Genomic DNA, 21,093 nt, shown 5'->3' with positions numbered 1-21,093 from the left:
AGGTGACGGAGAAAAAATATAGGATTCAATTTTGATTCACTGAAATTTTCTAAACAACTGATTAGAGGGAGGTTGTGTGAACTACCCGCCGGTCTTCAGCTCCATGTTGGAGATAAAGGCTTCGCCCTGACCTACGGAGATTTTTGCATAATTGCCGTATTCCGCCAGGCCTTCCAGCAGCTCTACGGTATTGTCTCCAATATCAAGGGTCGTATTGTTGCGCAGGCGCAGGAAGCGCTTGCCAATGCCCCGCCCTTCGATGCGGAAAATACCGCCCGTAAGGCTGATAATATGGCTCTGGAAAAAGTCAAAGAAGCCATTGCCGCTGAAGTCGATGCTGCCCTGTACCTCCAGCTCGCCCTGCACTTCGAGCACAGCACGCCCGAAGGGGTCGTCCCCGTCCCAAAGCTGCACGATGGCGCCCGGCTCCAGTACCAGCTTGCCACCGTCTTCCACCAAGCATTTGGAATCCTGGCTGACGCGCAAAATGCCCCCACTGCCAATACGGGCTTCGCCCCCTTTTTCGATGCGGACCTGCCCGCCAAAGCCTGCGCTGAGCAGCCCATCGGAGAGCACCTCGGCGTAGCCCCCATTTTGCACAATAAACCGGGAGTCTTTATTGATGTATACGCAATACGAAGTGGTCACCTACTGGCGCTGACGGCCAGCACGGGGAACGATAAATGTCGGGTCGTTGATCCAGACATTTATCGTCTGGAATCTTGGATTTGCGACATAAGCCACTGACGAAGCATACCTTGTCAGGACAAGCGCAAGCCACTTCTCAGCGTAAATGCTGCCCCTAATGCCTTTAAGGTGGTCAAAGCCCAAAGGCGGCGAAACACGGGCAAGCATTGAGTAGGTTTGCTATGGCAAACCACTTAATCGTCAGTATAAATCGAGGTTAGCAAAGACCCAGTCCGGCGTGTAATATCCGGGGGGGGGACGTATCTATGGTCTGTTGCGCGCAGAGCGCAGGCGCTGTCAGGATGAATATTCCAAACAGCAGGTTGTTGAAAATAGCGGTTATACCGACGACGAAGTAATTTGGTTCCAAACATGACTTCGTGTCGGCATATACGCGTGCGTCGGGTTTGTGCCTTAGGCCCAAACCTCTCCGTTCCGAGTATAGTCGCATGTGATATTGGTTGAAATAGGTTAATTAATTGGCCCAGTCGTAATCGAAACGGCCATCGGTGATAAAGAGCGTGTCGCCGCATCCCTCATGCACCAGAGTGCACTGAAAGGTGCCGGAGACAATGAATTCGTCGGTGTCCAAATTGAGTATCTCTACCCAGTTGCTGGCACCTTCTTGTAGTACATATGGATCTGCAACATCTTGACAATCAAGATTAAAATCATCAAAGTGAGCCCTTTTCAAAGGATAAAATCCTGCTGAGTCAACTATAGCGTTTAAGTATATTGAATCATCAAAGCCCTCACAGCTTCGTCTCATCCCAGAAATCTGAAAAATCTTATAATTCGGAGACCAGTTTCCAAGTATGCTACTCTGAAGGAACCCGCCCCCACAGCGCTGCCAGTTCACCCCATTGATTTTGCAGGCGAAGTTGCCCTCGCCGGTCGTGGTGATGGGCGGCAGCTCATCGGGCTGTGCGATGGAACCTCTGTCGGGCTTGAAGAGTGGCTTGTCGCACCCGCCCCACAGCAGGGGCACGGCGAGCAGCCAGGTGAGGAGTAGGAATTTGTTTTTCATAGGTGAAAGGTTTTATGTGTGAATAAATAGGAATTGCCTGTTTCATTTTTTTAGTACGCCGGGTGAAGGACATCGACTTCGTTGTAAAACTACGTCGAGCGGCGAGTGCACCCGGCGAAAAAAGGTTTTTATGTGTTAAAAAATAGGAATTGACTTGGATCCACCCCCGTCCTACGGGCACCCCCGTGTCCCGGCGCTGTAGCCAGCGGTGCTGTCGGAAGCGCCCAGCGGGGGATAGGACGGGCCGTGCCTTCAACTGCCGGCTGGGCGGCTGTTCGGGCATGCCTGTTTAATGCCAATATTATCATACCTCTATAGCGCAAGGCTTTAGTGGTGCGGTTATGGTTATGTTTTTGTTCAAGTAAGTGTGGCGGTCACACAGGGAGCGCCGGTTTTTATGTTACTGCGCGCAGTGATTCGTGCAATGGATTGGTAATATACTGCTTAGCCGTGGTAATGTCAAGGTTGAGGGGTTAAAACATTGTTGTTTTTTTGGGGCTTGGGTGGGGGTAGGTGGAGCGTTGGTTCTGGCTGGGTTGTACATGCGACTTCTACGAAGTCGGGCTGCCATAGGGGGCCTGAAAGATCAAGATGTGACTTCTACGAAGTCGGGCTGTCATAGGGGGGGCTGAGAGATTAGGATGCGGCTCTACCTGTCTGCGCCGGGTAGACAGGTTCTACGAAGTCGGGCTACAGGGGGAGCTGAAATATCAGAATGTGGCTTTACCTGTCTGTTCCTGCCAGCAGCTTTTCCACCAGTTCCTGCAGCTTCTCCATTTCTTCTGCATTGAGCGGGATATCGGCAAGCAGTTCTTCCTGCACATATTTGAGGAGCTTGTCTTTGTCGCCTTTTGCAGTGATAGCGATAAAATCCTGCACTGTTTCCTGAGGCAGCCCGGTAAAGTCGGCGAGGTCAACGGCCGCCATTTCCGGAAATTTGAGCGCTGTCTTCAAAAGGTGCAAGATGCGCTCCTTTTGTTTGCCTTTTTCCATACCTTTTTCCATGCCTTCTTTGCGGCCGCGGGTCAGGATTTGCTCTAGTGTGCTCATGACATCTGGTATTATTTCGAGGTCCGTGTTTTCAATAATTGCTTTAAATTCTTCTTCTGAGCGCTCTGCCACTCCGAGGATGTAATGGGTCAGTGCGCTGATGCTGGCCTTGCCGTCTGCCCCTTCAAAAATAAGCCTAAGATACTTAACAATCAAGTAGGGCTGATGCCGGAAGGATAATGCCATGATGGCGCTCCTGAACTTAGGTCAAGCTGCAGCAGCTCCTCTGTGCTGAGCTGCGAGACATCCTGAAATACAAAGCTAAAATTAGGGATATAGGGTTGCAGCAGACCGAGCTGCGGGTGGCCGGCAAAAAGCTCTGCGAGCGTCAGGGGCTGCCATTTTTCTTTCCCATTGCAGAATATGATGGGGAGCACCAGCTCCAGTTCCCGCCCGGCTTCTTTTACGGAGCGCAGCATGAGCTCCATGACGTATAGCCCGACTTGTACGGACACGTATTTTTCGGGCTGTGATTTGTGCTCAAGCAGCAGGCAAAAGTACAGGTGCTTCTCCCCGTCTTGTTGGAGGCGGCAGCGGTAGATGACATCGGCTTGGAATTCTCTTAGGTTGGGCTGAATGCTAAGGCTGCTTTCCAGCTTCAGGCTCCCAAGGTCGGTGATGCGGGCAATGTCCGGATAGAAGTGCTCAATATACCGCTTTGCTACCTCCGGCTTGCTCATAGCGTGGCGGAAAAAGCGGTCATCGGGTTGATGTATTTTGGGTCTCGAGGGCATGGTACAGAGATTAAGCGCCCTAACGATACAAAATCTTGCAATAGAGTCCAAAATAATTTAAACAAATAAATTCAATCAGCCCGATCGTACAGGAATGAACTGTTTCGTTTTTAAGTGCGCCGGGTGAAGGCATCGACTTCGTTGTTAAACTATGTCGAACGGCGAGTGCACCCGGCGGGAAATGACTTTGAAGCATCAAACTACTCCCCCTTAAACGCCTTGATTACCGTCTCCAAAGCCGCAGCGTCCAATCCCAGCTCAGTGGCGCTGTCAAGCTCATAGAATGTCAGGTAGACGTTACCTGGCCAGTCGAAGCTTCGAAGCTGCTCCACAGCGGTATGCAACGCTTCCGGAGTTACCGTTTCCAACCGGATGAGGTCGCCTTCGTACAGATAGTGGCCCTGGAGGAAAGTGCCCTGCACAACCTCGTAGCGCCCGCCTTTCATGTCATAGAAACGCTCCGGGTCCGACAAGTCATTGGCCGAAAGGCCGCTCAGCAAGCGGATCATGGCGCCCTCCCTAAACAAGACGCCCCACTGAAAAGCAGGCAGGGCCAGATCAAGGGGCAAAGCATAGGAACGGGATTGCAAATAGGGAGCCGCCGCCGCGGGATTGAGGATAGAATTGGGCTCCTCCCATTGATGGACCTCCCCCATATTGTAATACATGAGCATGCCACGGTCGACGGGCGGCACACCGGTCTGCTCCGGATAACGCAGCTGATGCAGCCGTATGGTGGCAGACAACGCAATGCCCTGCTCTGAGAGCCGCTCCCGGCAGATTTTCAGCAGGCGAAAGTAGACCTCCCGGGTACTCTGCGTCCAGTCACAGTCCAGCTGCACCTCGGGTACGGCCGATAGGTTTAAGGTTTCGGTGAGCTCCAGCACTTTGCTGATCAGCTTTTCTGCGAAAGGGGGTACATCCTGCACGGGCAGCAGGGTGAGGCTACGGTTGGTGATAAATATAGTAGGCACCCACTCTACCTCAAAGGTATTCAGCGGTTGTTTGGGCTCCAGGTAAGCGAGGGGCGCCGGAGCCTTCAGGTTTTCGTCCCAGTCTACATCAAACAACCGCAAATAGATGCGCTCTGTAGCCAGTCCGCGCACCAGTTGCCGGGCCTCAGGCGCCGGGTCGAAGGTGGTTTTCCAATGGTAAAAGGCAGGATGCACCGTGGTAGTGGAGGGCATACTGCACCCGCTCAGCAAGAGCAGCATAGCACCAGTGAATGCATATTTCAGCCACCAGGTCATATCAGCCCCTCCCGGATCAGGTCATGCAGATGGACAAAGCCTTTGTAGGTGCCTGCTTCATCGGTGACCACCAGTTGTGTAATGCTGTTCTTGCGCATGACTTGCAAGGCTTTGACCGCCATCGCATTTTCGGTAATGGTTTTAGGGCCCGCAGTCATGATATCCTTTGCCAGGAGGTTGTCAAAGCCATTGCCCCGTTCGAGCATACGGCGGAGGTCGCCATCGGTGACGATCCCGGAAAGCTGCCCGGTTGGGTTCAGGACGGCGGTTGCGCCCAGGCGTTTGGAAGTCATTTCGAGAATGGTTTGCTGCAGCGAATCTTCTTCCTGTACAGCAGGGCGTTCATTCTGTGGATAGAGGTCGCTTACGCGCAAATAGAGCTGTTTGCCAAGTGCGCCCCCCGGATGGAACTGTGCGAAATCCTGAGGAGAAAAGCCGCGCAGCGCCAGTAAGGAAGTGGCCAGCGCATCCCCCAGCGCCATCTGTGCAGTAGTGCTTGCGGTAGGTGCCAGATTATTGGGGTCTGCCTCCTGATCCACCGGCGTGCAAAGCACATAACTTGCGTGCCTGCCCAGATAAGAAGCCCGGTTGCCCACCATACCTATGATAGCGTTACCAAGGTTTTTGAGCAGAGGGACCAGTACACGTATTTCAGGCGTCTCCCCGCTTTTGGACAGGCAGAGGACAAAGTCTCCCGGCTGAATCATGCCGAGGTCCCCGTGAATGGCATCAGCAGCGTGCATAAACAGAGCCGGCGTACCTGTGGAGTTCAGGGTAGCCACGATTTTCTGGCCCACCAGCGCACTCTTGCCGATCCCCGTCACCACCAACCGCCCCTGACAAGCATAAACCGCATTGACACACGCCTCAAACTCTTCATCGATGCTCTCCAGCAGTGCCCGGAGCGCCTTCATCTCGATTTCCAGCGTCCGCAACGCAGTTTTCCGTATTAATCCTTCGCTTATCACGTGATTTTTGTATTTTTGGAAGCTTTTGAAAAAAGCGCCTAATCGAACGAATCGGTCCTGTAGTTGTTCCTGGAAGTCGAAAAAGCTCTGAATACCCATTCCAACTGAAAAATATTGGCTAAATTAGGACGGATTGCCCAAAACAACCGATGCAAAACTAAGTAAAAAAGAACTGGCGAACCATGACGACGACGAAAGAAACGCTTTACGATGCCCTTCATCAATACTTCGGTTTTGATAGCTTTAAAGGCCGGCAGGAGTCTATAATCAAGAGTGTACTGGGTGGCAAAGACACCTTTGTCATTATGCCTACCGGTGGTGGCAAATCGCTCTGCTATCAGCTGCCTGCGCTTATGCTGGAGGGTACCGCTATCGTCATTTCGCCCCTGATTGCTTTAATGAAAAATCAGGTGGACTCCATCCGCGGGTACAGCCAAAGCGATGATGTGGCCCACTTCCTGAACTCCTCCCTCACCAAATCTCAGATGAAACAGGTGAGGCAGGACATTATGGACAATAAGACCAAGCTCCTCTTTATCGCACCGGAGACCCTGACCAAGGAAGAGAATATTGAGTTCTTTAAGCAAGTCAACTTATCCTTTGTTGCCGTTGATGAAGCCCATTGTATTTCAGAATGGGGGCATGACTTCCGGCCTGAATACCGCCGTATTCGTGCCATGCTCGATTCCATAGGTGGCGATATCCCGGTGGTGGCACTGACTGCTACTGCGACCCCCAAAGTGCAGTCCGATATTGTGAAGAACCTCAATATGACGGACCACAATACCTTCATCTCCTCCTTCAACCGGGAGAACCTCTACTATGAGGTGCGCCCTAAACTTAAGAAAGAGCAGACGCTAAAGCAGATCGTACAGATCATCAAGGAGGTACCGGATCAGTCTGGCATCATTTATGTACAAAGCCGGAAGTCAGCAGCCGAAATTGCCGGAGCATTGAAGGTGAATGACATCAAAGCCGCCCCCTACCACGCCGGTTTGGATGCCAAAACCCGTAGTAAAACCCAGGATGATTTCCTGATGGAGGAAGTGGACGTCATTGTGGCCACAATCGCCTTTGGTATGGGGATTGACAAGCCCGATGTGCGGTTTGTCATCCACTATGATATTCCGAAGAGTATTGAGAACTATTATCAGGAGACCGGGCGTGCCGGGCGGGACGGTCTGGAAGGGCGCTGTGTCGCATTCTACTCTTATAAGGATATTCTGCGCCTGGAGAAATTCCTGCGCGACAAGCCCGTTGCCGAACGCGAAATGGGCATGCAGCTGATGCAGGAAGTAATGTCTTACTCTGAGACCACCTCCTGCCGCCGCCGCTTCCTGCTGCACTACTTTGGGGAGCAATTTGACGAGGACAATTGCAGCCAGATGTGCGACAATTGCCGGCATCCAAAAGAACGGATCGATGTTAAAGATGACGTGGTATTAGCCATTAAGGCCGTAGATGAACTGGATGAAAACTATGATATCAAAGTGATGATCGACTTCGTCCGGGGGCATGCCTCCAAGGTCATTAAAGACTTCAGCTTTGACAAACGCCCCCTCTATGCAGCGGGCAAAGCACAGGACGCGACCTACTGGAGCTCCGTTTTCCGGCAGACCATTCTCAACGACCTGCTCCGCAAAGACATCGAGACCTACGGACTTCTCAAGATCACCGAAAAAGGGGAAGCTTTTCTAAAAAATCCACAGCCATTCAAGATCCCCATCGACCATAACTACGATGCTGAAGTAGCTGCCGATATAGAGGAATCCAAGGGCAGCTCTGCTGTTCTTGACGAGACGCTGATCAAAATGCTGCGCGACCTGCGCCGCAAGGAGTCCAGGCGACATAATGTGCCGCCTTTTGTCATATTTCAGGACCCCTCTTTGGAAGATATGGCTACCCACTACCCGATCACAATGGACGATATGAGCAATCTGTCCGGGGTTAGTAAAGGGAAAGCCCTGCGTTACGGACGTCCTTTCCTCGAACTGATCAGGCAGTACGTAGAAGAAAACAATATCGACCGCCCAAATGACTTCGTGATGAAGCAGGTGGCCAATAAGTCTAAAGTCAAAATCAATATCATTCAGGGCATTGACCGCAAGGTGCCTATGGAGGATTTGGCGGAAGCCAATAATCTATCTATGGAAGAGTTGTACCAGGAAATGTATGCTATCGTACTGTCGGGTACCAAAGTTAATATCGACTACTACCTGGATGAGAATCTGGATGAATATGCCCGCGAGGAGATTGAGGACTACTTCATGGACGCAGAGACCGATGCCCTTGAAGAAGCCTACAAAGAGCTGCAGGATGAAGACATCACGATGGAAGAGATACAGCTCGTCCGTATTAAGTTCATGTCTGACAAAGCCAACTGATGCGTATTCTCATCCTGAACGGGCCGAACCTTAATTTGCTGGGCAAACGAGAGCCGGAAATCTATGGCCGTAAGTCTTTTGAGGACTACTTCGGGGAGCTTCAGGCGCAATTCCCGGAGCATACACTAGAGTATTTTCAAAGCAATCATGAGGGGGCGCTGCTGGACAAACTGCACGAGGTGGGTTTTTCCTATGATGGGATTGTATTTAATGCAGGGGCCTACACGCACACTTCCGTTGCGCTGGGCGATGCGATAGCCGGAATTTCCACGCCAGTTATTGAAGTCCATATTTCCAATGTACACCGGCGGGAAACTTTCCGGCATCATTCTTACCTGTCTGCCCATTGCGCAGGAATTATCGTAGGGCTGGGGCTACAAGGCTATGCACTTGGTGTGCAGGCCATTATCGGGCAGCAATCCTGACAGCAAACAGAAGCGCTTTACCCAATACTGGATAAAGCGCTCCACACTTTCCAATCTGTTTGACTTTATCCTGGCCAGGAATAGAAGAACCGCTCCTTCACGATTTTTCCATCTTTTTCGGAGTAGTCATTTGTAATAGGTTTTGATTACGCCAGCCAATTTACAACTCGGTTGCAATGTTAAAAATTCTTATTTAATCTTTCCTGTTTCGTCAGGGATTTAAAGGGGAAAATCCAGCAGCTTCACTGGCACAGATCACAGCCTGACGGAGTGCCTTCTGTTGATCTTCATTCAGCATAATCGTGCGCTTTTTGCCTTCATATCTTATCCGGATGCCCAATACATCATAGGCGGCTATTCGGTATAAAACATCGATGGGCACGATACAGGTATGCTGGTAAATACGCATATTCGTTTCCTTACTGAAAACGCCACGGTCCGGATAATTCAGTAACTGCACAGCAGAGGTGTCCTCAAAAGCAATGATAACGTTGCGCCCCGCTTCGATTTTCTGGAAATCATACTCCGGCGTAGCAATGGTGAGGAAAAAAGAATTGATATTGTCCACATCACCTTCCATAAATGAAAAGGCGACTTCCGCTTCCTCGATGATCTTAGGACCATCCACCGTTTCGTAGAGGCTCGGAATCAGCAAGCCGATGGGCATGGGCTTGGAAATGATCAGGCGTGTGCTATCGAACGGGTCTATAGTATCTGCAGCAAACTCACACTGCGCCTGCAAGCCTTGTGGCAGCAAGAATCCGAGGCTGCCGATCACTAACAGGTAGGAAAAAATCTTCTTTATCATACGGTGCCATTCCTGGTTTGACCACAAAAGTACAGAACTCACCAACATGAAACGAAGGTGGAAATTGATAATTGTACCTTAATATAGGAAGAGCGCAGCCCCGGCGTACCGAAACTGCGCTCTCCTGTAGTTGGATAAGCTTTATTGCTTAGTACTTGATGGACAGCTCGTAGTTATCAGCGTTGCTGTCATCTGTCTCATTGATGGCGTCAATGCGGATCAGATAGTGAGTACCGTTGGCCAAGACAACAAACATATCGCCTACGACCAATTCGTCCGTCACATCTGTAACCGGGGTGTCGGTGCCAGTCGCACAGTTCCGGGAAGCACCATCGCTCAGCTCTACACCTGTAGCGTAAGCAGCTTCGATTTCTTCCTTAACAGAAACGTTATCGAAGGTGAAGTTTTCAACCTGAGTTTCGTCTACCTTTACCATATCTGCACCATTGACGGTACCGATCTGACGGCGCCAGTTCAGGCCAGGAGCCGGAACTGTACAATCCAGACCAAGGTCGCGGATTTCAGCCTCTGCATCGGCACTGCCTGTACCTTCACCGTTATCGAGGTTAAGACCACCGGTACCGGTAGGGCCAGCCTGATTGAAGAGTACGCCAGTTAGGGTAGCATCAATTGGTGTGGTAGGATCTACAACAGTGATGTCCAGTGAAATAGTACCTACGTTGCCAGCTTCATCAGCAGCTTCGAAGGTGTAGGTCCGGACTTCACCATCCATTTGTTCGAATGGCACGACTTCAATTACGATTGAAGCGCCCTGCTTCGCATCACCAAAAAGCGTGACCGGGTTGTTGGCCGTTTCCACGCTTCCGTCTACTTCGAATTCACCGTTGGCGTAGTAGTTAGCAATGTTTGTGTTGTTGATAGCAGTACCATCTACCAGGAAGGTGAAAGTTTCAAGTGGGTTATCGCCCGTTAGTATCTCCACATTCACTGTAAATGTTTCTCCGGGAGCCAGGGTAGCGTCAGTGGAAGTAAATCCTACACCATCAACCAGACGTACCTCAGGTGGCAGCTGAGTGATTGGATCGATTGGATCATCTTCACCGCAACCGGTAGCGATCAAAAGAGTAAGCAGGATCGCAGCTCCGGAAAATTTCAGAAACAATTTTTGCATGATGGATTTTGATTTTGTTTAAAATAAATTGTTTTCGGTTTTTTGTAGATATGCCTACATCTCATATAGACGTGGCATCTGGAACAAGTAACGCTGGTAACTGAAAATTCGCCGCTTGCGTTAACACTTTTTAATACTCGTCCCTCCTATTCTAACTTTTCCTTAGGATAGATGTTCGTTTGCACCTCCGTAGGAAAGGGTTTAAACGTGTGGCGGACCAGATTATTTTCTGAAGACCCGGTAAATGGCCTGCTCCGACTCATTGATGAGCTCTACCATGTAAAGCCCGGAAGGCAACGCGCCCAGGTCCAGCTGATGCTGAAGTTGGTGACCGGGCAATTGCTGACTTTGTACGGGCACTCCTCTGCTGTCTAAGACCCGGAGCATGACCTGTCCATCAAGCGGTGTTGACCACTGCAACTGCAGGGCACCGGAAGTCGGGTTAGGGAAGACCTTTACCGTTTGGCCCTGTAGCAGATTGTCCGTGCTCACCACATTGGTAAACACAAATGCCTTGTTGGTATAGAGTGAAGTATCCGTACCTGTAGTCGCCCTCACCTGATAGTAGTAACCGGTCCCGATTTCTATATCGAAGTCCTCATAGGCCGTCGCGTTAGCAGGAGCTTCCCCAATTTGTACGTAAGTGCCAAAGAAAGAGTTGGACCGTTCTACGAGGAATGCGGTTTCGTTATCCGATTCATCCACCCATTCCAGTAGAACGGCGGTATCGGCAGTCATTTGTGCGGTGAGGTTCTGGGGTGGCGCAATAGCCGCACACTGATTAGCGATGAAGTCCACAACGTCGTTGCGTACATCGGGTAATTGTGGGTAAAAAGCATCACCAGGGCAGGCCGTCGCGCAGCCATCGCGATGGCCGGAGATGCGCATCAGCTGCAGGCCGGAGTTGCTGTGAAAGGCTGTTCCAAGTGGATCTACGCCAATATCACAACTCTTCCAGGCCATGAGGTGAGCCAGGGTGCCCCGTGCTGCCGCAGTAGGTGTAATGCTGGTGTAATCGCCGAGCATGCAGACCCCCATCGTAGCGCCATTGGTACCGCAGAAGTGGGCGCCCAGGCGGTCATCGCCCCGGCCTTCATACAGCACTCCGTTGGGATCAATTAGCCAGTTATAGCCTACATCATCCCAGCCATTTACGCCGGTATGGAAATCCCATATGGCGCGGACGACAGCGGCCCAGTCATTGGAGCTGTTCGTCCCGGCAGCATGATGGATGATCAGGTGGGTTGGATTGGTACCAACGGGTGTTGCATCAGGCGGGCAGGTGCCATCGGGGCACCAGTCCTCGCGGCCTTCAAAATCAGGCTGATCACAGGGGCAGTAGACCGGGGAGCGCTCTGTAACGGCTGGGGGATACCCTGTGCGTTCCAGTTCGTCTGAACGGCCGGGGTTAAAAAAGTGCAAGACTAGATTTTCCATGCCAATAGCGGGCTGAACTTCCACCCATTGGCTACCCGCAGGAGCAAAGTGCAGTTCACTTATGTATTTTTCAGAGGACTGCTCAGCGTGGCCATCCATTCCCAAAGCCACCCAATCCCCCCAGCGCTCTCCATCAGGAGAAAACCGGGCATTCAGGGTGCCTTCCTGCCCTTTCCATACGGCAGAAAAGGCCAGAAAGGGCTGAGGGTTGGCCAGAGGTATGCGGATGCTGGCATTAGCCTGCTGCCCACTTACATTTATAGTAGCCCGGGCTGGCTGAGCAAAGGCATTCAGTGTACAAAACAGCAGTAGTAGTACAGTAGTCGTAATCGTTCTAATCATGTTCGGTATGTAGTTGCAAAAAGAAAATAACGAAACGCACAAGGTAAATATTTTCCGCGCACTGATTGCGGCATGCTATCCGCTCAATACGTCATGGGGATGGCCGGAATTCTAAAAATCTGCTACCTTTAATTGTGCTGTAACCAAATTTGTAACCATAGATTACCAAAACATATGGACTACTTCAAAGAATCCCTGTACCTCCACCAATACCTGAAAGGGAAAATCAGGATGACGCCCAAGATGGATGTCCGCTCTAAAGAGGACTTGTCTTTGGTGTACTCGCCGGGTGTTGCAGAGCCTTGCCGGGCCATCGCTGCCGATCCCGAAAAGGTGTATGATTACACCATCAAAAGTAATACCGTAGCTATTGTTTCTGATGGCTCAGCCGTATTGGGGCTGGGCAATATTGGCCCACATGCGGCCATCCCGGTTATGGAAGGAAAAGCTATGCTTTTTAAGCGCTTTGCTAATATTGATGCCTTCCCGATTTGCCTGGACACGCAGGATACAGAAAAGATCATCGAAACCGTGAAGCTGATCGCGCCGGTCTTTGGGGGCATCAATCTGGAAGATATTTCGGCACCCCGCAGTTTTGAAATTGAGCAACGGCTACAGGATATTGGCATTCCGGTATTCCACGATGACCAGCATGGTACGGCTATCGTGGTGCTGGCCGGGCTGATCAATGCAGCCAAACTTGTAGGCAAAAGCCTATTCGACCTCAAGGTTGTGATCAACGGGGCCGGGGCTGCCGGCGTAGCCATCGCAAAGCTACTGAAATGTGTGGATCATCAGAATTCTTCTGAATGCATTGCCGTGCGGGAAGTCATTATGTGCGACAGCAAGGGTATCCTCCATAGCGGCCGTGACAATCTCAACAGCTCCAAGCAGGAGGTGCTCACCTTTACGAACCCCAACAACAGAACCGGTTCGGTGAAAGACGCTATCGTCGATGCTGATGTATTCATCGGCGTAAGTGTAGGCAACCTGCTCACTACAGCGGATATCAAAACCATGGCCAAAGACTCCATCATCTTCGCTCTGGCGAACCCCGATCCGGAGATCATGCCGGAAGACGCTTACAAGGGCGGTGCGGCAATTGTGGGTACCGGGCGTAGTGATTTACCGAATCAGGTCAATAACGTCCTTGGCTTCCCCGGCATTTTCAGGGGCGCACTTGATGCAAGAGCCAAACGGATCACCCCGGCGATGAAGCTGGCTGCTGCGTACGCTATTGCAGACTTCATCCCCAACCCTACCCGGGAGTCGATCATTCCGGCTTCATTGCAGGAACAGGTAGCCTGGAAAGTAGCCGATGCGGTAAAGGAGGCCGCGCTAAAATAAAAAAGAGGGGTAGAACATTGAGCTCTACCCCATCAACAAAAACAAATATGCACAAAATTCTTACGAGCAGTGCCTGATCATTTCAGGTGCTGCTTTTTTCTTTCCCCGAAGCCCGAGGAAATGGTCCGATTGGACCAAATCCTCAGATCTAAAACGGGGAATGTAATGCCTTTATTGACTATTCAGCAATAATGAGCTGCTTCGTCAGTACCCCCTTGCTGGTGCGCAAGGTGTAGTAGTAAATTCCGGTTGCTATCAAATCGCTGCGGTCGAGGCGTACCTGATGCGTGCCTGCATCGTACCATCCCTGTACTACTTTCATTACCTGTCCGGCAGCATTGCGTACCTCAAACTGTACTTCATCTGCCTGAGGCAGGTAGAAGTCAATCAGCGTCGCGTCAACAAACGGGTTAGGCACGTTTTGGTACAGTGCGGGTGCAACGTCTTGCTCAGCCGCCACGCCTTTTTCTTCATCCTTATCTGCTCCGGCCAAGCCTGCCAGACAAGCATCAGAATTCGTAACGGTGATGAGGGTAACACAACGCTCTGAGTTGCGGCCTCCTACAGAACCATCGGGCTGCAGTGCGTATGGGTTTTCTGCTTTATCGAATGCCCATACCTCAACCTCGTAGGTATCATTGTCCGAGCAAGTCAACGTGAGCTTGTTCTGCTCCATACTGAAGGCTTCGCCCATGAAATTCATGGCGTAACCCACAGGGCCGTTGCAATCATCTGTTGGCATGGCTTCAAGCAGGTATTCCAGCGTAATATCAGCAAATGCCTGGTCTATCGTTCCGTCACCGTCTATGTCAATAGGTTCGGCAAGCGGCTGCAGTTCTACAGACAGGTCATCGAAACACTGTGGTGCGCGCACGAAGCAGTCTACCACCTCGAATGGCAGGTTCACTGCTGTGAAGTTGCCGCAGGCATCCACTACGTTAAGTTCCAGGATATGTTCGCCCATTGGGAACTTGCCATTGATCACGTAATCCGGATAGCTGCCTGTAATGTCCACAGAGTCTGTCACATCCATATCCAGCATGCCATCAGCTCCTGCATCCAGGAATACCCGGAAGGTCATCTCCACCATGGAGTCTGGCAGCAGGGTATCTGGCAGGCACTTGCCGTCCAATGCGAATGGATAGATAACGTTAGCATCGCAGGTATCTCCTTCAAAGCTGCAGAATGGATCTGGCTGCTCGAAGGCTACTACCGGTGCCTCCTCATCTATCACGTGCAGGATCTGGGTGTAAATCCAGCGGCCAGTGGAGGCGCTTGTACGCCAGTAGCCTTCCGGATTGGTCGTGCTGTCGCAAATAGTATCCTTAACGCCCGCTAGCGGGAAGTTGTTCAGGAATAAGCTGTCGGCATCAACGTACGTGGTGTCGAGCTGACGGAGCACCCATGTGGTATCTTCGCCCAGCTGTCCGTCACAATCTTCATCGCGGCGGATACTGATGGCATCAGACAGTCCATCGTACTCATCCCAGTTGGTCACCTCCCAAGTGCGCAGGATGCGGTAGCAAGCTTCGCCCTCACCCGCAATCAGCGTATCCGTATGGCTGATGGTAATGGAGTCACAAGCTGAACCGTACACCCGGACAGAATCCGCAGACAGATCGTCACAGAATACTGTACTGTCTGCTGGCAGGTAGATAGCGTAAGCATCAAATCCGTTGTCTTCGATGCGGATCACCTGCGTGTAAACCCAGCGTCCTGTGTTATCAACTGTTCTCCAGTAGCCTTCCGGGTTGGTTGTACCGTCACAGAGGGTATCTTTCACACCCGCCATTGGGAAGGTGTTCAGTACCGAACTGTCGGCATCGACGTAGATAGAATCCGGACGGCCCAGGAGCCATACATCCTCTTCGCCCATCAGGCCATCGCAATCTTCATCGCGGCGGATGACCACTGCGGTGTCAATCGCATCGTAGTCGCACCAGTTAGTTACCTCCCAGGTACGCAGGATGCGGGAACACTCGCCATCTACGGCTGCCACCAGCGAGTCGGTGTAGCTTATGGAGAGGGAATCGCAACCCAGGTTAGTGATGGCCACGCCTTCCAGCGTATCCGTCGCATAAACATCGGCAGATACCTGTATGTCAGCGGGGAAGCGTACGTTGAAGCCTCCGGTTCCACCAATAGTGATCACTTGTGTGAGGGTATCCATAGAGATGTTGCCCACCAGGTCGATTGCCAGGAAGCGGCGTGTGATGGTACCGCTGCCGCAAGTGCTGATGTCCACGATCGGGTCAAGGACGATAGCATCTGCTGAGCAGTTGTCGACCACATGCACCTCACCGAAGAGGCTGTCCAGTTGGTTCAGGCTGAATGGATCGAAGCCTTCCGGCAAGTCGCCACAGCCTACCGTCACATCTTCCAGTCCAATGCACTGTGGCGCTGTCTTGTCTTCCACCAGTACATCCAGCCAGCAGATATTGACATTGCCAGCGGCATCTACTACGCGGAGCTCGACGGTCACATAGGTGCCGGCATCACAGCAGTTGAACTCCACGTAGTTGCCCCATGCGGAGTAGTACGGTGTGCTCAGGTCGCTGCAATCTTCCGGATCGCGCTCGTAAACGCGGCGGACCATCATACTGTCGATACCGCAGTTGTCATAGCTGCCTGCATCGATGTGGTGCGTAAACAACCTTGCCAGGCCAAAGCCGCCTACAGACACATTGAGTGCACCTGTACAGATGGCTACCGGCTCAGACAGGTCGGCTACGCGGAAGTGGCAGAGTTGCTGTGTGCTGTTGCCACAGTCGTCCGTTACGGTGTAGCGGAACTTGTACTCGCCAATTTCCAGCCCGGTGATCAGGCGCAGGTCGTCTTCCAGAAGGGTGTCAATGATGGTGTATATGACCGTATCATTGCTCATATCCACACTGACTACTTCGGTGATGACGGTCCACTCATCAGAGCAGGCATCGGTTACTTCTGGCATTGGCACTTCGATCGTAGCGGTGCAATCGAACGGATCTGTGGAGAACAACATGATGTCCTCTTCGACTACCGGGCAATAGTGGTCGCTGATTGGGCAGCTTACCACCGGGCCGGTCAGGTCGCCTACCTTGATCGTTTGTACGAAGGTCCGTACAGAATCAGGCGTGCAAAGATCCGTGATTGTCCAGGTCCGCTCGAAGCTGTAGGTACCCGCGCAGATGTCTTCGCGGTCGCTGTCTTCGTAATCTGCAGAGATGTTGCAGAACGGCTCATTGAGCAGGTGCACATCGAAGGCAGACTGAACGTAAGGGTAGCCCGTCAGACTTGGGTGGGGGTTGCCATTGGCATCGCCGGTGAACTCCGCTTCGCAGTCGAACATAGCGGCAAGCTTAGGCATTTTCACATCCTCCAGTGCCGGCACCTGTATCTGAATTTCCTGTGCACAGGAGAAGCTGTTGCCCCGGACATCAGTGACCACAAAACTGCGGTTAATGACATTAGGCAGGCAATCTTCGCTAGCCGGGGCAAGCTGATCGGTGAAGAAGAGGCTATCAATGCCGCAGAACGCTTCAACCGTTGCTTCTCCAGTGAGCATCAGGCTCAGTGGGTTGTTAATGAGGGAATCAACATCTGTGCAAAGCAGGTCGTAATTGACTTGCGTCGCTTCTGCCGGATAAGGCAGACCATTCGTATCCAGTAGCTGTGTACCATTCTGGCTGAAGACCAACCAGCGGTAGTTGCCCGTCTCTGCGGCCGTTACGGTGGTCACCATCAGGGTATGCGCTACTTCACCTGTCAGCTGCACAGACATACTGCCCACGGGCACAAGGCCGCCCAGGTTGTAAGAGCTGAAGTCAATCATTGGATTGAGCAGCTCATTGTCGAGGTCTGGCAGGTGTGTGGTATCCGCCAGGTTGCAGCAAGGCATCAGGTGGTTGTATACTCCGTCGAAAATGGCACCGTAGCCATCCATATCCACCACCTGGTTCATATCGCTCAGCAATACGAAGGTGAACATGTCGGAAGCTTCAGCAACTACTGTTGTCGTATCGTAGTAGCGGAGCCCTTCTGCCAGGTCTTCAGCCCAGCAGATCGTACTCAGCGTATCGTCATCTGTATTCAGTTGCCCGTCGATGTACTGTACATCCTGTGTGCGCACAGCGAAGTCGGTATCGTCCGGACAGTCAATTTCAGGTACAATCGGCAGTATGAGCGACAGGCTGGTGAAGCAATCTTCAGACAGCGCATCCACTACATTCAGGTCTACTGCCTCGGAAGAAGTCGCATCAACCGGGATTTCGAATACCTGAGAAGGCACATTGTAAATACCTTCGAAAGTGCTGCCTGCGAAATCGATCGCCCAGGCCCCCGTTGATGGTATGCCATTCTCATCCAGTGCGGCTACCAGTACCTGGAAGACAAAGATGTCATCTTCAGGCGCTGCTGTACCCATGTCATCACACTCGATATTGAAAGCAGATGCGGAGATGATGTCACAATCCAGTGTTTCAGGACATTCATCTGGTGCATCAACCAACACATTCGAGCTGCACAGGGCATTACCAACATTAGAGATGGTGAAGTCGAGGTCTGTACCCACAGGATATGGCCCGAAGGTATAGGTGGTTCCGTATTCACCGCTCAGGTTATCAAAGTCTGCCGTCCAGCTGCCGTCCGCATCGTCACCGTTAACCGTAATAGTAAAGGTGAAGGTGTCATCAGCGGGATCTGCATTGCCGTTATTGTCGCAGGATTCGATTGCCACATCCGCGGAGATGGTGCATGGTGCGACGGAGCATGGTGCAGGAGGTGTAATTTCTACCGTCACTTCACAGTCTGGGTTGCTAATATCCCGGAAGGTGATGCTGACCGGCCCGTCTGCAATCAGGCTGCCCAGGTTGAATACGGTGGGCATTCCTGTCATGCCAAACTGAATTGGCATACCATTTTCGTCCAGCGCAATCCAGCTGTTGCTGATATCATCGCCAGTAACCAGTGCGGTGAAGCTGAAGGTATCATCGCTGCTGTCTCCCGGTGTACCGTTGTCGTCGCAGGTCACATTAGAGATGGCTGCTTCGATATCACAGGCTTCAGAACAAGGCTGAGGCGCAGTGACCAGTACGGTGAGCACACAGTTGTCATTCGCGTCCGGCACGACATCGAAGGTCGTGTTGCCATCTGTGATGAGGTACGGGCCGAAGCTGATCGTATCACCGAAATTACCCGTAGTACCGTCGTCTGCGGTCCAGGTATCACCAACGTGCGTACCATGGATGATCAGATCGAAAGTATAGGTATCGTCGGTTGGGTCATTTGGCGTGCCTTCGTCATTGCAAGCCATATTCAGCACATCAGCCGTCAGGTTACAGTCGTTGGTACAATTAGGCACCGTTACTTCAAAGGCATCAGCACAAGCAGCCTCGTCGTTATCGGTAATCGTGAAGGTCAACACATCACCGATATCAGCCGCACTGTAAGGGCCGAAGGTGATCGTATCGCCATAGATGCCCGTGGTTCCATCGTTAGCCGTCCAGCCTGTGCCTGCACCCGCATTGGTCACAAGGACCTCGAAGGTGAAGGTATCGTCGTCGCCATCACCCGGTGTGCCGTTGTCATCGCACAGCTCTGAGCCTGCGATCAGCTCGGCTGTGATCTCGCAGGGTTCCTCCGGCGAGCACTCGCCAGTAGCCTGTACGACGACATCGTTGACTACACAGCTGCTGTTGTCGAGATCGGCCAGGCCTGAAATCACAGTATTCTCATCTGCCGGGATTCCGGTAATCAGAATTGTACCATAAGGCTCTGTGAAGACCTGCCCGTTAATGGATGCGGTCCAGAATTGCCCGGTCTCATTGACAGGAGTTACCGTCAGTTCGAAGCTGTACGTATCGTCACCTGGGTCAGTAGTGCCGTTGAAATCACATACCGGATCAGCCGCGACCACTTCGATCAGGCAATCATCAGAGCATTCGCCGGTAGCCGGCACCGTAATGTCCTCAGCTGAGCAGTCGTCTTCGCCCACTACCGAGATGTTGGTAATAATGGCGTCTTCGTCTGCCGGGATTCCGGTGATGATCAGCGTACCAAATGGTTCGGTATACGTGGTTCCGTTTACAGTGGCTGTAAATTCAGCTGCTGACGTGTTGACTGCAGTGACAGTCAGCTCGAAGCTGTACGTATCGTCACTTGGATCCGTTGGTGTGCCGTTGTTGTTGCAAACCGGATCTGCAGTCATGGCGGTCAGCTCACAAGGCAGGTCGGAACATGGTGCCGGAGCCTGTAGAGACAGTGTTTCGTTGCAGCTACCATCTCCAGCATCTGCAATGCGAACATTGACGTTACCACCCTCAATGGAGAATGGACCAATTTGTACAGGCTGATCGTATGGGAAGTGGCCCACGTAGCTGCCCGTAGGCAGTACCCGGTAGCGCCAGCCGAGGCTTGATGTTGCGCCCTGACTGCTCACTTCCACCGTTGCATAGTACAGGTCATCGGAAGGATCAGCCGATGTGCCGTTATCGTCACAGTCAATGCTCAGCAACTCTGGCGTCACCTCGCAGTCGATGCAAGGCGGTGGCGCTGTTACAAGGACAGATGCATTACAGCTTGGGTCGTTCGAGTCATTCACCGAAATGGACACCTGCCCCATGCTAATCGGGAATGGACCGAAGGAAGCTGGCATACCATAGGAACCGCTTGCGCCGCCTGTTCCGTTCCAGGAATTGCTGGTGTTGCTGCCATTCACGATCAAGGTCACAAAGAACTGATCGTCATTGCCATTGAATGGCGTTCCGTTATTCAGGCAGATGGTGTTGACGCTTGTGATGAAGACGTTACACTCTTCCGAGCAAGACTCGTCCGGAATGCTCTCCATAATGGTGGCCACGCAATCGCCATCGTTCGTATCTGTGAAGTTAATCAGGACGTTCGCACCTGGCTGATAGGGGCCAAAAGTGACCACCTGATCGTACCCACCGGCAGTTGTACCGGCTGTGGAACCGTTAGCATTCCATCCTGAGCCTGTATTATTACCAGTCACTTGCACATCAATGAAGTAGACATCGTCATTCGGGTTGGATGGGGTGCCATTATCATTACAGTATGGCCCCTGTACGATTGTCGCGTTGATGTCGCAAACGTCAGAGCAGGTCGGAGGTGCTACTGCCACCACCTGAGCGGTGCAGATACCATCCGCTGCGTCTGTAATATCCAGAGTGACGGTTGGGTTAGCAGCGATACTGAATGGACCGTAGGAAACCGGTACACCGTAAGTGCCTGTGTTGCCCAGGTTGTCTGTCCAGGTAGCTGAAGTATTCACACCGGTCACGATGACCTCAAAAGTGAAGGTATCGTCGCTTGGATCTGAAGGCGTGCCGTTATCACTGCACTCGACATTTACAGCCTGAGCAGAAGTGATGTCACAAGCATCTGAACAAGTTTCCGGTGGTGTCACCGTCAGGCTGCCTACGCAGTTCGGATCCGCCTGATCACTGAAGGTAATCGTCACATCGCCTGCCGCAATTGGGAAGGAAACCGTGGTGAAGGTTGCACCA

13 protein-coding genes (1 of these 13 running past the window's edge) are annotated in these 21,093 nt (G+C 52.0%); 3 read left to right on the top strand and 10 right to left on the bottom strand.

Annotated features, from left to right (window positions below):
• Nucleotides 1–81 precede the first annotated feature (81 nt).
• The 6 genes from ACO08I_RS19830 to ACO08I_RS19805 form a co-directional block, all read right to left on the bottom strand.
• Complete coding sequence (locus ACO08I_RS19830; RefSeq protein WP_421946871.1) at nucleotides 82–648, bottom strand: hypothetical protein; 567 nt, start codon at nucleotides 646–648, stop codon at nucleotides 82–84.
• A gap of 514 nt (nucleotides 649–1,162) precedes the next feature.
• Entirely contained in the window at nucleotides 1,163–1,714 is a 552-nt protein-coding gene (locus ACO08I_RS19825) for a hypothetical protein (protein WP_421946870.1), read from the bottom strand.
• Nucleotides 1,715–2,437: 723 nt separating this feature from the next.
• The gene (locus ACO08I_RS19820; protein ID WP_421946869.1) at nucleotides 2,438–2,950 is read right to left on the bottom strand and encodes a hypothetical protein; all 513 of its coding nucleotides are present in this window, start codon (nucleotides 2,948–2,950) and stop codon (nucleotides 2,438–2,440) included.
• Nucleotides 2,917–3,498, bottom strand: coding sequence for an Rpn family recombination-promoting nuclease/putative transposase (locus tag ACO08I_RS19815; protein WP_421946868.1), 582 nt, complete (start codon nucleotides 3,496–3,498; stop codon nucleotides 2,917–2,919). Before ACO08I_RS19815 ends, ACO08I_RS19820 begins: the two co-directional genes overlap by 34 nt.
• A gap of 200 nt (nucleotides 3,499–3,698) precedes the next feature.
• On the bottom strand, nucleotides 3,699–4,748 hold the full coding sequence (locus tag ACO08I_RS19810) for a hypothetical protein (RefSeq protein ID WP_421946867.1): 1,050 nt from the start codon (nucleotides 4,746–4,748) through the stop codon (nucleotides 3,699–3,701).
• Nucleotides 4,745–5,716: a KpsF/GutQ family sugar-phosphate isomerase gene (locus tag ACO08I_RS19805; RefSeq protein ID WP_282777585.1), complete on the bottom strand. Its 972-nt coding sequence runs from the start codon at nucleotides 5,714–5,716 to the stop codon at nucleotides 4,745–4,747. The genes ACO08I_RS19810 and ACO08I_RS19805 overlap by 4 nt, the downstream gene beginning before the upstream one ends.
• Nucleotides 5,717–5,898: 182 nt before the next feature.
• Here ACO08I_RS19805 and recQ point away from each other — a divergent pair, with 182 nt between their 5' ends.
• Together recQ and aroQ are read left to right on the top strand one after the other, a co-directional pair.
• Nucleotides 5,899–8,100, top strand: a complete 2,202-nt coding sequence (gene recQ, locus ACO08I_RS19800) for a DNA helicase RecQ (RefSeq protein WP_282777584.1) — start codon at nucleotides 5,899–5,901, stop codon at nucleotides 8,098–8,100.
• Nucleotides 8,100–8,525 carry a type II 3-dehydroquinate dehydratase gene (gene aroQ / locus ACO08I_RS19795; RefSeq protein WP_421946866.1) on the top strand — a complete coding sequence of 142 codons (426 nt, stop codon included), beginning with the start codon at nucleotides 8,100–8,102 and terminating at the stop codon, nucleotides 8,523–8,525. Before recQ ends, aroQ begins: the two co-directional genes overlap by 1 nt.
• 211 nt (nucleotides 8,526–8,736) lie before the next feature.
• On the opposite strand, the gene ACO08I_RS19790 is transcribed toward aroQ, so the two are convergent.
• From ACO08I_RS19790 to ACO08I_RS19780, 3 genes are all read right to left on the bottom strand, one after another.
• Entirely contained in the window at nucleotides 8,737–9,333 is a 597-nt protein-coding gene (locus tag ACO08I_RS19790; RefSeq protein ID WP_421946865.1) for a hypothetical protein, read from the bottom strand.
• Nucleotides 9,334–9,481: 148 nt separating this feature from the next.
• Nucleotides 9,482–10,465 carry a hypothetical protein gene (locus tag ACO08I_RS19785; RefSeq protein ID WP_421946864.1) on the bottom strand — a complete coding sequence of 328 codons (984 nt, stop codon included), beginning with the start codon at nucleotides 10,463–10,465 and terminating at the stop codon, nucleotides 9,482–9,484.
• A gap of 222 nt (nucleotides 10,466–10,687) precedes the next feature.
• Nucleotides 10,688–12,244 (bottom strand): N-acetylmuramoyl-L-alanine amidase, encoded by a 1,557-nt coding sequence (locus ACO08I_RS19780; RefSeq protein WP_421946863.1) that lies wholly within the window; start codon nucleotides 12,242–12,244, stop codon nucleotides 10,688–10,690.
• A 174-nt stretch (nucleotides 12,245–12,418) separates the two neighbouring features.
• On the opposite strand from ACO08I_RS19780, the gene ACO08I_RS19775 reads away from it, so the two are divergent.
• The gene (locus ACO08I_RS19775; protein WP_044220308.1) at nucleotides 12,419–13,591 is read left to right on the top strand and encodes an NAD(P)-dependent malic enzyme; all 1,173 of its coding nucleotides are present in this window, start codon (nucleotides 12,419–12,421) and stop codon (nucleotides 13,589–13,591) included.
• 178 nt (nucleotides 13,592–13,769) lie between these two features.
• Here ACO08I_RS19775 and ACO08I_RS19770 read toward each other — a convergent pair whose 3' ends face one another.
• On the bottom strand, nucleotides 13,770–21,093 hold the 3' portion of the coding sequence (locus ACO08I_RS19770) for an SdrD B-like domain-containing protein (RefSeq protein WP_421946862.1). It continues 19,874 nt past the right edge of the window; the window shows 7,324 of its 27,198 coding nt (coding positions 19,875–27,198); its start codon lies off the right edge, out of view — the gene reads right to left on this strand; the stop codon is at nucleotides 13,770–13,772.

This window comes from Phaeodactylibacter xiamenensis (assembly GCF_965229835.1).
Taxonomy (GTDB): Bacteria; Bacteroidota; Bacteroidia; order Chitinophagales; family Saprospiraceae; genus Phaeodactylibacter; species Phaeodactylibacter xiamenensis.
Note: the sequence above shows the minus strand (reverse complement) of the source record. Positions and strands in the feature narration are given on the sequence as shown.